14 protein-coding genes, 1 other RNA gene and 1 pseudogene are annotated in these 14,522 nt (G+C 38.0%); 4 read left to right on the plus strand and 12 right to left on the minus strand.

Features of this window, described 5'->3' with window-relative positions; genetic code table 11:
• Positions 1-30: 30 nt before the first annotated feature.
• Together ACFRAK_RS16285 and ACFRAK_RS16290 are read right to left on the minus strand one after the other, a co-directional pair.
• Complete coding sequence (locus ACFRAK_RS16285; protein WP_387598415.1) at positions 31-210, minus strand: hypothetical protein; 180 nt, start codon at positions 208-210, stop codon at positions 31-33.
• Positions 211-954, minus strand: coding sequence for a type II toxin-antitoxin system SpoIISA family toxin (locus tag ACFRAK_RS16290; RefSeq protein ID WP_387599306.1), 744 nt, complete (start codon positions 952-954; stop codon positions 211-213). It abuts the gene before it with no gap.
• Positions 955-1,269: 315 nt separating this feature from the next.
• On the opposite strand from ACFRAK_RS16290, the gene ACFRAK_RS16295 reads away from it, so the two are divergent.
• The gene (locus tag ACFRAK_RS16295) at positions 1,270-2,355 is read left to right on the plus strand and encodes an MBL fold metallo-hydrolase (RefSeq protein WP_394572078.1); all 1,086 of its coding nucleotides are present in this window, start codon (positions 1,270-1,272) and stop codon (positions 2,353-2,355) included.
• Between the two features lie 298 nt (positions 2,356-2,653).
• Here ACFRAK_RS16295 and ACFRAK_RS16300 read toward each other — a convergent pair whose 3' ends face one another.
• Positions 2,654-3,601: a DMT family transporter gene (locus ACFRAK_RS16300; protein WP_387598409.1), complete on the minus strand. Its 948-nt coding sequence runs from the start codon at positions 3,599-3,601 to the stop codon at positions 2,654-2,656.
• A gap of 557 nt (positions 3,602-4,158) precedes the next feature.
• Here ACFRAK_RS16300 and ACFRAK_RS16305 point away from each other — a divergent pair.
• Positions 4,159-4,431, plus strand: coding sequence for a YnfA family protein (locus ACFRAK_RS16305; protein WP_394572079.1), 273 nt, complete (start codon positions 4,159-4,161; stop codon positions 4,429-4,431).
• A gap of 56 nt (positions 4,432-4,487) precedes the next feature.
• Here the strand turns inward: ACFRAK_RS16305 and ACFRAK_RS16310 are convergent.
• The 6 genes and pseudogenes from ACFRAK_RS16310 to ssrS all read right to left on the minus strand — a co-directional run.
• Positions 4,488-4,559: pseudogene (locus tag ACFRAK_RS16310) on the minus strand (YnfA family protein); the annotation flags it as partial.
• A gap of 209 nt (positions 4,560-4,768) precedes the next feature.
• Positions 4,769-5,062 (minus strand): MFS transporter, encoded by a 294-nt coding sequence (locus ACFRAK_RS16315; RefSeq protein WP_394572080.1) that lies wholly within the window; start codon positions 5,060-5,062, stop codon positions 4,769-4,771.
• 115 nt (positions 5,063-5,177) lie between these two features.
• The gene (locus tag ACFRAK_RS16320) at positions 5,178-5,954 is read right to left on the minus strand and encodes an MFS transporter (RefSeq protein ID WP_394572081.1); all 777 of its coding nucleotides are present in this window, start codon (positions 5,952-5,954) and stop codon (positions 5,178-5,180) included.
• A gap of 243 nt (positions 5,955-6,197) precedes the next feature.
• Positions 6,198-6,386 carry a hypothetical protein gene (locus tag ACFRAK_RS16325; protein ID WP_387598401.1) on the minus strand — a complete coding sequence of 63 codons (189 nt, stop codon included), beginning with the start codon at positions 6,384-6,386 and terminating at the stop codon, positions 6,198-6,200.
• A gap of 299 nt (positions 6,387-6,685) precedes the next feature.
• On the minus strand, positions 6,686-8,053 hold the full coding sequence (locus ACFRAK_RS16330) for an MFS transporter (protein WP_387598398.1): 1,368 nt from the start codon (positions 8,051-8,053) through the stop codon (positions 6,686-6,688).
• Between the two features lie 288 nt (positions 8,054-8,341).
• Positions 8,342-8,529: non-coding RNA, 6S RNA (gene ssrS, locus ACFRAK_RS16335), on the minus strand.
• Between the two features lie 365 nt (positions 8,530-8,894).
• Here ssrS and tatA point away from each other — a divergent pair.
• Positions 8,895-9,101, plus strand: coding sequence for a twin-arginine translocase TatA/TatE family subunit (tatA, locus tag ACFRAK_RS16340; protein ID WP_192204717.1), 207 nt, complete (start codon positions 8,895-8,897; stop codon positions 9,099-9,101).
• A gap of 325 nt (positions 9,102-9,426) precedes the next feature.
• Here tatA and ACFRAK_RS16345 read toward each other — a convergent pair whose 3' ends face one another.
• On the minus strand, positions 9,427-10,725 hold the full coding sequence (locus ACFRAK_RS16345) for a protoglobin domain-containing protein (protein WP_387598395.1): 1,299 nt from the start codon (positions 10,723-10,725) through the stop codon (positions 9,427-9,429).
• A 294-nt stretch (positions 10,726-11,019) separates the two neighbouring features.
• Here ACFRAK_RS16345 and ACFRAK_RS16350 point away from each other — a divergent pair, with 294 nt between their 5' ends.
• Positions 11,020-12,090 (plus strand): DUF3900 domain-containing protein, encoded by a 1,071-nt coding sequence (locus ACFRAK_RS16350; protein ID WP_387598392.1) that lies wholly within the window; start codon positions 11,020-11,022, stop codon positions 12,088-12,090.
• Between the two features lie 608 nt (positions 12,091-12,698).
• Here the strand turns inward: ACFRAK_RS16350 and ACFRAK_RS16355 are convergent.
• Entirely contained in the window at positions 12,699-13,130 is a 432-nt protein-coding gene (locus tag ACFRAK_RS16355; RefSeq protein WP_063577328.1) for an ASCH domain-containing protein, read from the minus strand.
• Positions 13,131-13,897: 767 nt separating this feature from the next.
• A complete protein-coding gene (locus ACFRAK_RS16360) occupies positions 13,898-14,332 on the minus strand; it encodes a YkvA family protein (protein WP_387599303.1) in 435 nt (144 codons plus the stop codon).
• Positions 14,333-14,522: the final 190 nt, after the last annotated feature.

Raw genomic sequence — 14,522 nt, forward strand, 5'->3', positions numbered from 1 at the left:
CATAAGGAAAGGAAAAACCCCCTTCCCTTCTTATAAAACATTTTTTAATCGGCTGAAGCGTGCAGCTTTTTCTTTTTGTTTCATGATAATGCGTTTGTTTTGTTTCATCACTTTTTTAGTGTGGGGACTTAAACCTACATCGGGTATTTTCACCTGTGGTTTGATTACGGCAACTGACACGTCATTGCCCACTTTATCATATATGCTCATTTATCCTTCACCACCTGGTTTTTGTTTTATGACCATATCGAACATCATGATTAATAATGCTATTAATAAACAATCGACTTCTGAAACGAAGCTTTCCGATTTAACGTCAAGGATATAAGGTTCCATCAAAATACTAACAGGCTGCAAAGCCATTTTTTCTTCATCATTATAATACGTATCTTCTCTTTCCAATGTAGCACGGATGGTACTGCCATTCAAGTTCGGATGCCCACTTATCACCAATTGCTTGTCCTGTTCCGTCTTGAAAGGAAGGATTTTCACGTTCATCCCTTCCTTTGCCGCATATGCTTGCAGGAGAATGCTCAAATAAGCCAAATATTCCTTATTCGTTTGATAATACTCAGGTATTCCTTCCTTTTTTAGGAGATGAAACATATTCTTGACCTTTTCCCTATTATCCGTTAAAAGTTTGTCACTTTCCGCAACGGCTTTTGTTGCATAGGATAGCTCGTTATCGCCAATCTTGGATATATACATGCTCAAGAACACAAACATATCAATCAGGATGAATACGATAGCCATAATCAAGAAATTTTTCCACTCATTAAAAATGCTCATCGGATAGAAATTCCAATAAATCAATGCACCCAGTATAAAAATGATATACCAGGTTTTTCGAATCGCTTCAATCCTTTTACTTACCTTGTCTTTATATTTCCAAGAAAGAATGACATAGGCTAATAAAGCAATAAATACTACCCATACAAAGACCCTGAAAAACATTAACAATCGATTTATCACCCTACCCTTCGGCTGCTACATTCCTTATACCGCTCTCTATATTATTCATTATATATACCTCTATTCCCTGCCTAAGACGGGTGAAACTTAAACACTTGTCAGAAGACTTGAGAAAAAACACTCCTCCCAATGTGGGTTTACAGTTAATGAATCATATGTTTCAACGTCCATTGCCCTTGTCTCGGAATGGTTTATCTTAATCATATTTTTAGTGGGACATCATAGTAAATAACCCTATAAATTTTGTGATATGATATGTTTTAATAAAAGGTCTGATTAATACGGGAGGAAGCTATCATGATGAAAATTATTAAGATTCTCATTTCTTCTTTTATATTATTGTTACTTTTCCTAAACCTCTATCCTCCACTTGGAAGACGAACAAACAAAGAAAAAGTGAGAAATTTCACTACAAAAGAGAATTTTGTCAAGGGAAAATTCCAAAATCAGATTCCTGCCAGTCAAGCGATGAGTCTTAAACATACTGGTTCCATTTTACGTGATTTCATTACACCTAATCCAAAAAGGAGGCCCGACCGTCCGATCGTAATGGAAACAAAACAACCTGCATCTGTAAAGTCCAATAAAATCACCTGGTTTGGGCATTCTGCATTCATGTTGGAGTTAGATGGGAAAACCATTTTAGTGGATCCCATGTTTGGCAAAGCGCCCACTCCCTTTCCTTGGTTTGGGAACAAGCGCTTTAGCGGTGATCTCCCTATCGATTTGGATATGCTGCCTCCTATCGATGCCGTCCTCCTCTCACATAATCACTATGATCACTTGGATTATTACTCAATAAAGAAATTAAAAGATAAGGTCAGTCAGTTCATTGTGCCACTAGGTGTCGGTGGTCATCTTGAAAGATGGGGCGTTAAACAAGAACTGATTCAGGAACTTAATTGGTGGGATGAAATTTCATTCAAGGATTTGCAATTTGTTTGTACGCCTGCAAGGCATTTTTCTGGTAGAAGTTTACGTGATGGCAATACCACACTCTGGAGTTCCTGGATAATTAATGGAAAACAAGAAAAGGTATTTTTCAGCGGAGATAGTGGATATGGCAGTCATTTTAAAGAAATCGGCGAAAAGTACGGACCTTTTGATATAACTTTAATGGAATGCGGACAATATGATGAACGTTGGTCAACCATCCATATGGTTCCCGAAGAAACCGTTCAAGCACACATCGATGTACAAGGAAAACGGATGATCCCCATTCATTGGGCTGGGTTCACCTTGTCTTTCCATGACTGGACAGATCCGATAGAACGGGTAACAAAAGCAGGCAATGATTATGGTGTCCAGGTTTGCACACCACAAATAGGCGAACCAGTAGTGATTGGTTCAACAGACTTCCCTCAAACAAGTTGGTGGAAATGATAATGGAACATTAGTTTGTTTAGAAAAGAGGGTCGGAAAATGTTTCTTTCATCAAATGTTGTTCCCGAACCAACTGACCCAAAGCAATATCTTCAACTCCTCAGATATCGTTTAAATCTAAATGTTATACCTAAGTTGATCGGAGCGGATGTGCGAGACTCCTGCTTAGAAAAGCGCATGTCTGGAGCGGAAATCAACGACTACATTGTACCCAGCCATAAAAAACTGTAGACAACCCGATTTTCAGTTTGTCTACAGTCTGAATGGTCCATCCCTAATTGGGACGGACCATTTTCATTCACAATTTCCCTTCATTATATTCCAGTTTCACTTTTATTGAATGCTCTTTCTTCACACCAAAATAATTCGTGCCTATTACACCTAAAATGATTAGTATCGACCCCAAAATATCGTAGATGGTAATCTTTTCATTTAGAATGAGAGCTCCTGCCGTTATCGTGACAACTGTGGAAAGGTTAGCAAATACACTCATTTGGGACGCTTTGATTTTTGTTAGAATCGTATTGGATAATAATGAAGTGGCCAATGAAGCCAATATTCCCAAATACAAAATGGAACTGATGAATTCCATGCTCGACCATGGTGTAAAGAATTCCGCCATCGTTCCTTGTTTTAAGTGGGTGAAGAGCGCAGCCACGTTAAATATGACAAAGCCTGTTCCCATCATGAAGAAGGACATTTCACCTGGCGTATAGTCCTTGGCAAGTGAACGGGTCATCGTAGTGTAACAGGCAGTTGCAATACAGGATAGCAAGATCAATAGCATCCCAAGCATGTCGGAAAAATCGATGGTGCTCCCCTTCATCACAAAAATATAAATGACCCCGACTACCGACAAAAGAATCGAAAGCTTTTGAAATAAAGAAGTTTTCTCCTTCAGGAAATATCCAGCTATCATCAATGTTAGAATTGGGGTGACGGCAGACAGAATTCCAGCATCGGTGGATTGCGAATACTTAAGTCCGAAAGTTTGAAAGGCAAAGAAAAGAGTTGGGAACAACAAGGATAGCGGGATCAGATTTTTAACCGACTCCCAGGTATAGTTCACCTTAATGACTTTAACGGCGACCAGGAGTAAAATGATGACGAAAGAAACCGTGAATCGGAACGCCAAAGTATCAAGCGGATTCGATTCTGCAATCGCCATTTTCGTAAATAAGAAAGATAGGCCGACAATACTTGAATGAAATAGCGCTAACATGTATGCAAATGTTCGGGATTTCATGGCTGCAACTCCTCAACTAGATTACTATATTCCTATTTAGGTATAGTACCCTTTGCATCTGTTTTGCAATCCAAGTTAGAGTTAAAAAATCCTGGTCTTTTTAGGGATATTTTACGAATTTGAAATGTAAAAAGACAACAATGTAGTGTTGATATTTTTATTAGCCTTTTTTGTTGTTTTAATTTGTAAGAACACAGATGGATACCCGTTTATCATGAGGAACAATACTCCCATATTTCATATAGCTTGAAATTATATTGAGGATTATAAATGTATAAAAATATAATTATTAATCGACAATGACAGAGTTATTTGGATAAGGTTCTTCTACTTCAATGCTTTTGTAGGCGATCGGTTCTTCAAAAGTGGTCTGAGGTTTCTGTTTTCTTTTCAAATACATACTAATTGAATAAGTAACACACCCTCATACCTATGTCCCATTAATGAAGAAACAAGATGTTGCCTCCAGTAACTTTCATTTAGTTAGAACTTTGTTGAAGTATAATCATTTACAGTTCATATATGATAAAATTTCAACGAGGAAGCGAGGTATATATATGGTAGTTACTACTTTGATTTTCATTATGGCTGGCCTGGCGGAAATTGGTGGCGGTTACCTGATTTGGCTCTGGTTAAGAGAAGGTAAATCCATTTACCTAGGTTTAGCCGGAGGTTTCGGATTGGTGCTATACGGCATCATTGCAACTTTCCAAACGTTCCCAACCTTTGGACGGGTCTATGCTGCATATGGCGGGGTTTTCCACCGCCCGCCCCGCGGAAAGCGAGTATCTGGAGGGGAAATCAACCACACCGCTTTACTTGGTAAATAGCAACAAAGTATGCGAAAACAGCCTAGAAATTAAAGGGCCTTATGCCCTTTAATTTCTTAGTGTCTAGGACCCCATATAATGACTGAAACCCCGACCAAACAGATTACAGCGCCAATCCAATCGAGCCCCTCGGCGTAAACGCCTGTAGGGTCTCACCTGTCCCGCTGCTCCCGCAGGAGTCTCGCACTTGCGCTCCAATCAACCTTAAATCGTTTAGTTTTTAAAAACAACAATCTTTACGAAAAGAGCCAATTTCTATTACCAAATTCTCCATTTGCAGTGATTCAGCATTGGTGTACGTTACGTTATATCAATTTCTTTTCCTGCCTGATTGCAGTCATGTTGCTGAAATTATCCTAAATGAACCAAATCGCCGCTGCTGCAATGACAACTTCATATCAAGCAGGATCCCGCAGAAAGTAGGAGCGAGTATTCCGCCAATTCTGCCGATGCCCAATGCCCAAACGACTCCTGTAGAACGGATTTCATTCGGATAATACTGGGATACATATGCATTCGTTACGATTTGTGTACCTGTTGTCGTACCTCCTGCAATGGCAATCAGTATATAAAGCATAATCATGCTTGGCTTGAAACTCAGCATCGTGAGGGTAATGAATCCAATGACCAAAAAAGTTACCAGAATCCTCTTGGAACCATATCTGTCTGCAAGCTTCCCTTCAACAATTGCTCAAAAAACTGCTCCAAGGTTTAATACGACTAAAAATGTCAGGCTTGAACCTAATTCATATCCTGCTCCTCCCATGATTTTTGGAAGCCATGTACTCAAGCCATACATTACGAATAAACACATGAAAAAGGCAATCCAGAACATGAGGGTACTTAAAGTCCTCCCTTTTTAGATGCCCGCCTAGATTCACTTGATTCAGGACATTCACCAATTTGCTTTTTGTCATTAAATAATTTATCGACTCTGGCAACAATTTATATAATATGGGCATGAAGATTGATGGGAGTGCTCCGAGCCAAACCACTGCCCGCCAACCAAAGTTCGGAATTAGATACATCGCTCCCATTGATGCGGCAACTCCCCCTAGAGCGTGCCCGCTGAACATGATCGCGACCAGGGTACTTCTAAGTTTTTTAGGAGCATATTCAGTAATGATTGCAATTAGGTTCGGCATGACTCCTCCCAAGCCTAGTCCTGCAATGAAACGTTGTAATCCAAAAGAAATTGGCTCAATCGCAAAACCTGATGTAAATGTAAATACGGAAAAAATGACCGTACAAATCAAAATGACTTTCTTTCTGCCGAATTTATCAGCCAGCGGTCCAAAGACCAACGCTCCTATCATCATTCCAAACAATGCATAGCTGCTGAATAACCCTGCCTTTACAGCAGTTATCCTCCACTCCGCCATCAAAGATGGCAGGATCGTACCAAGCATGAACATATCATACCCATCACAGATGATGATAAAGATACAACTTAATAAAATCTGCAAATGAAAGCGGTAAAATTTTTGTTCATCAATCATTTCAGGCACTTGGATCGTGCGCATTTCCTCCCCTCTTTCTGCTTTTCCTTTTGACATAGCCTTAAGGATGTCCCTCTTTTTTGGTTGAACTCTCATTTAAGGACAACTGATAATGTTGTTATCAACAAATTTATACATATATAGAACTAAGTTCACTATAAATTAACTCGTTTTTTAGAATATTGTCAATAATCAAAGTCATTAGCCAAATTGATCAACAAAAAAGCCCTCTTATCAATGAGGGCTTTTAACGATTAGAGTATAGGATTAAGCGTCCAAGGCTTCTTTACGCTTTCTTTTCCTTGATTCTGTAAATAGATCATATCCAAGATAAAGGATGATGGCTCCGCCAAATAATTTAACATATAACGGAATGTCCGCTACAAAGAAATAAATCATAGAGAATAATGTCCCTATAATGCTTAACCAAAAAATTACATGTTTTAAAATTTTCAAAGTAAGACTCCTCACAAAAGATGAGATTATTTTTTCTAGTTCGCTCCATTTTAAGGAGGAATTAATTATCCGTACCATCATTCTAACATTTATTCTTAACCTTAAGTGTGACTCGATTTGCGAAATTATGAACATTTAAGCAACTTTTCTCAAGAATAGGCCAAGCCATCCAGAAATCTTCCCGCTTATTCTTATTAATTTTCATTTAGAACTATTTCTTCGTCCAAATAGGACAATAAAACAAATATGCATGAAATGACTGCGGAGGTATCCCTGCACTGCATTTCATGCATTTAATTTTACAAGACGTTCATTTTATTGGACTCTACCACCATTTCTTCAGTTGGTTCCAGATGATCACGTTTATAATAAGCCATTTTCGCTGGAACGAATGATAACGCAACCGCGGCAATGAGACCCGGAATAGCGAAGGCGATGAAATTCAGTTGGATGGGTAACGAGATGGATAATAGGAATCCGCCGAGGATTGGTCCGAGCATACCGCCGATCCTTCCGATTCCAGATGCAACCCCTAATGCCGTAGATCTAATATTGGGTGGATAGTACTGGGAAACATAGGCTTGCACAAGATTTTGGGCACCAATGGTACAGGCTCCTGCAATCGCTACCAAAGTGTAAATCACAAAGGAGCTTCCGCCCATTCCCAATAGGGTCAAACTGACTGCCCCAAGCGCATACAACGGCACAAGCATTTTCTTGGATCCATAGCGATCACAAAGTTTAGCGATGATAAGTGTGCCTACGATAGCCCCCCCTTGAAGAACGATCAAGAAACCTAAGCTTGAATTCAGCGCATAGCCTGCCTCGATCATTAACTTTGGTAACCATGTATTCAATCCATATACCATCAATAGGCACATGAAAAAGGCAATCCAGAACATCAGTGTGCTTAATGCACGGGAATCCTTGAATAATCCAACAATCGGCATATTCGCATCTGTTTTTTTCACTTCCACAATTTCATCCTTGATGCCGAATTTGCTCTCCGGACTGACCTTGGATAATACCCTGATCAATTCTTCTTTTTTGCCAATTCTGATCAGATGCGTCGAAGCCTCTGGTAAACGCTTCATCATGAAGGGTAAAAATAACAATGGTATTCCTGCAAACCAGAATATTGATTCCCAGCCTAGTGAAGGCATAAGCAAGATACCTAGTATCGGGGCAAGCATTCCCCCGAATGAGTAACCGCACAAAACGATTGAAACGACCATACTCCGCATCGTTTTCGGTGCATAATCCGTCAATAAGGCAATGACGTTCGGCATGATTCCCCCTAGCCCTAATCCGGCTAAAAATCGGAAAGTCGAAAACATGGTAGGCGTGTTCGCAAATCCACATAATAGTGTAAATAAACTAAATAAAATCAGTGAAATAGCGATTACATTTTTTCTGCCAATCCGATCTGCTAATGTACCAAAGAAAATGGCCCCGAACATCATTCCAAATAGTCCATAGCTCCCCATTGCCCCCGCTTCCACGGAAGTAAGGTTCCACTCCTCCGTCAATACCGGGACAACCGTACCGTAAACGACGAGGTCATAGCCATCAAAAAGGATAATGATAAAACACCATGCCAGCAATCCAAAATGAAAGCGATTGAACTTACTGTTGCTAATTACCTCGGTCGTATTAATTTTAGCCATAAAATTTTCTCCTCTCCATGTGACTCCAGTACTTCCATCCAAATGATAGCGCTTACGTAACCCTTTAAAAAAATATCGACTCACCATCACTTTATACAAATAGTGAACTGAGTTATCTATTTATTATTATAAATGCTAATTATCTGATATTTCAATAAAAATTTTCATATATTTTTCATAAATATCTTAAAATGTTTTCTGATGCTATCGTTTTATACAAAGTTCCGAAAATAAGTAAAAACAACAAAAAACCAGTCCCTTATCGGAACTGGTTTCTAATTATAAAGGTAGTAAGCCGCAATTGCCGTATTCAAGTAAGAAAGTTTTAAACCACCACTCCTCAAAGTGGGTGTTTGCAGAAACAATCCTGTTGTCCAAGTCAGTGACGAGGCATAACATTCCTGTCTCGATATAAAACTCCCTATTACAGCTTAAAGGTTAAAACTTAATTATCATTACGAACAACGCAGCTTGTATAGTTATAATACCGAAATATCTTCAATCTTGCAAGTTTAATTATTCCAAGACAACAAAAAAATTTCTTGTTACACATTAAGCAGGCGGAGCCAAATTAGTCATGCCCAAACGGCAAAATTAATGGCTGCACTCTAATTTCTCAAACTGTCCCCGACTTTCATTGATATCTTTTTAAGGAATAGCATCCTTGGGTAATTAATATTTTCAGATAGAATGTGCAAGATAAAATAAGGACGGAATTGAAAGTGTTTGTCTTGCGAAGATCATCGGATGCTGAACTTTATAGTATATCCTAAATAATATTTGCAAATACATGGAAGGAGTCTATAATATTAACTAACAAACTTGATTGGAGTGACTAGTTATGCTTTCAAACATTGGTTTTCCCGGTTTGATTTTAATCCTTCTTTTAGCTTTAATTGTTTTTGGACCAAACAAGCTGCCTCAAATTGGTCGGGCAGTGGGTACCTCACTAAGGGAGTTTAAGGATGCAACCAAAGGAATAACAGAAGAAATACAAGAGGAATTCAAGGAAGATGTACAAGCTGCAAAAAAAGAATCGATCAAATGAAAAAGACGCCTGCACGCAGCAGGCGTCTTTGATGCGTTTGTGGCGCAGAACCGTCAGGCCACATCCCGACGTTTAGCTAAAAGCATGTTCTACGACTTACACAAATTAGCTCATCGCTTTATTAATATAACATTAAACTTATTTTATATCAAGTGATTTATTGAGCAGCCTGTTACCGGCATCTTGGAATTGTTTTATTTCCTTCATGATTGTTCCTATTCTAAAAACCGCTTTAGGGATTTTTTATAAATATTCTATCGAGTTGTTTATTAAAATATGAATGACCCCGACAAGGTGTTCCATCCAACAAAATCGTTACACTCCATTACAAGTTCATCGTTAATTGAGTCAATTGATCCGAGGAAACGGCCACCTGATTGAACGCTTCATTAATATCATCGAATATACCATTCAGCTCTGTCATTTCCTTTGTGATCTTAATATTCTGCTCTTTAACAGAAAGCATGGAGTGTGCTATTTCAGTAAAAAATATGCCAGTCTCTTTTCCTTGTTTCGTGCCTTTAGTAATTTCACCGCTAACCATGGAAATTGACGTGTTCATGACATCGGTAAAATGAGCAATTCCATTAACCAGTTTCACTACTTCCGAAACTGATTCCTTGGTATTTTCTGAAAGCTTCCTAACCTCACCAGCCACAACCGCAAATCCTTTCCCGTTTTCACCGGCTCTTGCCGCTTCAATCGCTGCGTTCAACGCCAACAAATTCGTTTGCTCCGCAATTGAAGTGATGATCGTGACAATTCGTTCAATTTCCTTTGACGTATTGGATAACTGTTCCATATCTTTGGAGATGATCGTCATTTGCTCTTGCGTTTTTACCAATCTTCCCTCTAATCCTTGTAACAGTTCGACTCCCTCATTTGATTTTCCCTCTGCATGTATGGCAATCTCTGACCCTTTTTGAGTGAAATCATGAATTTCGCCTACCTTATTTGCCATTAATTGAGTGGCTGAACTAGTCTCTTGGCTGATTGCTGCCAATTCCTCTGCATTATGATTGACCTGTAGTTTAATCGTTTCTTTTTCTGCTAAGTTTTTTTGGCGAATCTTCTCATTTTCAAGTTCATATGCCTCTAAAACTATTTGCTGCTCTAAATTAAAAATTTTAGTGACAGCCAGAATGTTTTCTTGATATTGCTCAATATTATTTATATCGGAAATCACATGAATGATTAATGATTGCAATAAATCCTGAAATGCACTCATATACCATTTTGGCTGCAGTCCAATTTGCACATGTACTTGTGCGATAATATAACGCTGTTTAACATACGCATCATCAATAGTACCGCTAAACATTTCGAACATATGGCGATGCAGTGTTTTTTTCAATCTCTCAACAGAACTATTGTCCGAAATGATTTTCATTAAAGAGGGTTCATTTTCTAGATTTTTATAAAAATTCCCTACAATTTGGGTCAAGTGTTCTTTCACTTTTTCCTGTAAAGAACGAATTATGCACAAATCCCCGATCGTCAAATGAATCATGTCCACTTGATTCAATACACTCGGATATTCGCTGATATTGATACCGACTTGTTCTTTATATTGCATATAGTCTATTGAATCTATCTTTTGTCTACTTCTCCATATACTTTTCATGATTGAATTACCCTCCAATTTTTTCTACCCATATATACTATTTCGACATAAAGTCTGTTAATCTTAATTCACTTTGATAAATTTTCCTCATTCACACAAGACTTATGAACTATTTATGTCCAAACAAAAAAACACTCCAGGGAGTGTCTCAGAGAAGATTATGAAATAATTCATCAATATTATTCTGACCATTCGTTCACCAATCGTTTGACGTAATCAAAGTACATCACTATACTTATTAAGTCTTAAAAAAAGTATGGGAATTATGCTTACTAATTGAAGAAGGTGACATTCATGGATTTTACAATTACCTATCTATCTTTTTATCTAATCCAAGTTGAAGGAAAAGGCGATCAGGCTGATAAGCGTTTTAAACATTTCCAAACACTTGATACCCAAGAATACGAGGAAAGTCCTCTAAAGGATTTTTTGGATGGGGAATTGATGAAGATTTCCAAGCGAAAAGTGGACCGTCATCCTAAAACTGAACAAATACCGACGAAAATCGGTTCTTTTATTGTCGAAGAAGGGCATTCACTTGATTCCAACCCTAATTACAATGTATTTAACCGTGTTCGCTATGCCAAAACGAAAGAGGAATTCCAAGAGGAAAATGAACAATTCACGCGGTCTTATATTGATACAAGTGCCGTCCGTGGCGGTGTCTTCATAATTGCTTCGGCTAAATTATCGAAATATCTTGATGAACCATTCGTATTCTTATTAAAATGTGATTTCGAGCCTAAAGTTGCTTCCATTTCGGATGAACGGACCTTGATTAGGCACGTTGAAATGGCAATCACCACTAAAAATATGAAATCCATTCAATACCCCTACATGCCCGAAGAAGGAATGGTCGAAGAAGGCGAACTGAAAATCCACCAGGCCTCACATGCCCGCTACTTCGAGGACTTCTTGAAATTCGTCGAATATGGTGAATCGATGCCGGAAATCATGAAAAACCAGGTCATCCACATGGTCCACGAACATGTATCCGCCCAATTCGAAGAAAACAGTGACGAACTGCAGAAATTCGAACAGGACCTGGAAATCTGGGAAACGAGTGAAAAGCGTGAAATTCAGGAACGTCTTGAAACCCATCAGGTCGTCGAAGCCACAGCTCAGATTGTCGAGCATACACCTGAAGCCGAACTGCGAATGAAGCTTGGCAGTACATCCATCAAAGGACTGCTGGCCGATTTCGGCGAAAGCATCCATTTAGGCAAGATTAACGGGAAGTATGTATTGATGATTGAATCGAATACAATAGAGTTCGATAAAGGCGTTTCGCCGATTGAATTTCATAGGCCGGATGATTTGATGGAGATTGTGGAGCGGATTAATAAGAAAAATGTTGGGGAGTAAGAGGTAATTTGCTAATTAGTGACCAATATTGTGACCGCTCGAAAGTGTAAAAAGATACTGATAATAGAGGGTTTATTACCTTTTAGTGACCGCATTAGTGACCAAAAAATTATACTCTTTAGTTTGTGTAGGTTTCCTATATTCAACAAATTTTACCACGTAAAAAAAAAGTCAGTGACATTGAAAATCACTGGCTTGGTCTTAAATATATATATTTTCATTATGTTGATTATTCTCCATCTTGGTTTTTGAATAATTTTTTGGTAAAGAAGTACAATATCTTTAATTTGAAATCAAGATTAACTCTCCATATAAAATACAATTAACAAAAAAGGAAACACTTGTATAAAAGCGTTTCCTTTTAATATTTATCAAGGAACACGATTTTGAGTCGTGCTAAATAATGTTAAATTCCCCATTTGCGGAGATATCCCTTTAAAACCATCATATTTCTCCCTCTTTTTGAACCGCGCAATGGGGAAACAAGCAAAGATTAGTCTCAGAACCATGAAAAACCACCAAAAAAAGTAAATTCCTAATCAAATGGCAACCCCAAAGAGAACCACAAGCATAGAATTTCCAGATTCAGTGCCACTATGGTTTGATACTTATATCTTTCCGCTAAACTCCCACAGCCCAAGCTGCCCTTTTGCAGGAATATATTCATCGAGCATCCGCATGTCCTCAATTTCCCAGGCATAGCCGCCAACTCTGTAATCCCCTAAAAACAAGTCGTTCCCTGAAATAACCCGACTATCTTCTAAGACCGCCCAGTTACCATTGTTTTCTTCTATTTTCAAACAGTTTTTCAGCTTGCAGACTCCAATTATCATTCCGGTCGGCAGATTATCTTCTGTATACCCATGCTTAGCCAGCAGCTCGGCGACTCCATCCAGTCTACAGGCGGGCTTATCTACCTTTTTGCTCGTATGAATAGCAAGAGGACCCCGATAATGCGTTCTCCAAGTCCTTGTTTCATATTCGGCTTCCCTAAGGACAAATAAGCTTGCCCAAGGCTGGATCATCGACAGTACTTTCATTATTAATCCCCCTGCTCCTGACATCATTAAGTTAATTGGTTATATTGTTCCCTTGAATAAGGATAATATAGACTGTATTTAGATTTAATGTTCTCTTTTGCCATAAAAAAAGACAGCTAACCAAAATGTACGCTGTCCTCGTGATCCTAACTATATTTTGTTGCAACACTAAGTGCATGTGGATATAATAGATGCTAGTGCATTATTTTGGCAGTTCTACAGTAAATTTTTCTAAACTTTCACTGTCGATAAAGCTAGAAAAATCGAATTGTAGATCAGTTTTCTCCTGCTTAAAATCAGCTGTTTTTTCCTTTGTTTTGTCTATTAACTTGTGCTTAACGGCAGCTCACTAGGGAATACCCTAAAAAAGGCAATACTAAAGGCACCTTGCAACATCGAATTTTTTTCCATACTATAAGGGTAAGGAAATTCCATATTTAGTTTTATAGGATTATTGATTTAAAATGTTTGGAGGCAGGGTATTGCGAGTACCTTGTCTCTTTTTTTTCATTCGAATTAACTTCGTACCCTTTTTTTATTTATATTTTCAATCAGTGAAAACTCTTTGTGCTTTTTGATAACGTCATCAGAAAACAAATTTACATAGTGCTTTACCATTTCCATTGATGTATGTCCTAAAATTGCTTGAAGTTCAAAGATACCAGCAGATACTTCTACAGTAATCGAGCAAAAGTATGTCTGAATTTATGACAAGTAGCTTGGATATTTATCGCTTTACCGTATCTGGATATTTGCGATTGCATCTTTTATTTATCCTGATCTTCATCTTTATCTTGCTCATCACTATCAGTTTTCTTATTTAATTTATCATCAACTGATTCTGTATCAGAAATTGCACTTTCACCGAACCAAATCCCAATTCTTTCTTTTGCATTTAGCTTAACTTCCTCATCGATAAACATTGAAACAGTAATCAATGCTCCAAATAACCCTGAAAAATCATCAGTATATCCACCTGGCACTAGGTCAGGAATTAAATCAATCGGAAGTATGAAATATCCCAATGCACCAACAATTACTGTTTTTGCCCAAACAGGAGTAGTTGGCTTTTGAAGTGTGTAAAACAATAGCAAAGCTACATAAACAACTTTAACCCCTGCTTTTTTGCCGAATTTTTTAATCTTCTTCCAAAATGAATCTTCAGAAAAATTATCTGAGTATTTAGTTGTATCTATTATAATCTCCCCCTATTCACCATCGATATTTTACCATATTAACAGGAAATATACCCTAATTTCATCCAACCTTCTGCAATACATCAAATCTTTACATAATTAATATATTTGTTGAACTTATATATTTTATAATTAAATTACAATTTAATAATTCATCATCATATGGAGGGTACAATCATGGAAATAAATGAAAGGC

It is taken from the genome of Peribacillus sp. NPDC056705, assembly GCF_043656335.1.